A 435-nucleotide genomic window follows, 5' to 3' on the forward strand; every position below is an offset into this window, starting at 1 on the left:
TAGTTCGATTAAACTAAGTAATGGCTTTACGATGTTGATTGGCATTATTTTTGCGCTTGTCACTTTTATTGCGCCTAGTTTAAAGGGCTTAAGATATTTCTTGCCTAATGGATATTCGAACTTAGTTACACAGATGGGCTTTGGTACGGCTTTGTCTGTTATGATATTTATGTCTTTGGCTTATGCCTTAATTATTTACGGATTTGCCAATCACACTTTTAAAAATTTGGAGTATTAAAGTCATGCAAATTCTACTAGGTATGTCAGGATGCGATTACAATGAACACTAATGTATCAGAAGCAAGTGATTTTAAAAAGCTTTTTAGAATCTGTCTGCCACATAAGGGCTTGTTAATATTGGGAGTTTTTTGTAGTGTCCTTGGAGCGTTAGCTGAACTTATTATACCACAAATGATTGGTAGAATAGTAGATGTA

1 protein-coding gene is annotated in these 435 nt (G+C 34.3%); it reads left to right on the forward strand.

Annotated features, from left to right (window positions below; translation table 11 throughout):
- On the forward strand, positions 1 to 238 hold a 238-nt coding region (locus ACLWS4_RS37495), incomplete at its 5' end, for a hypothetical protein (protein WP_416876501.1).
- Between the last annotated feature and the right edge of the window lie 197 nt (positions 239 to 435).

The sequence above is a fragment of the Kitasatospora sp. SC0581 genome (assembly GCF_048159585.1).
In the GTDB taxonomy this organism is placed as follows: Bacteria; Actinomycetota; Actinomycetes; order Streptomycetales; family Streptomycetaceae; genus Kitasatospora.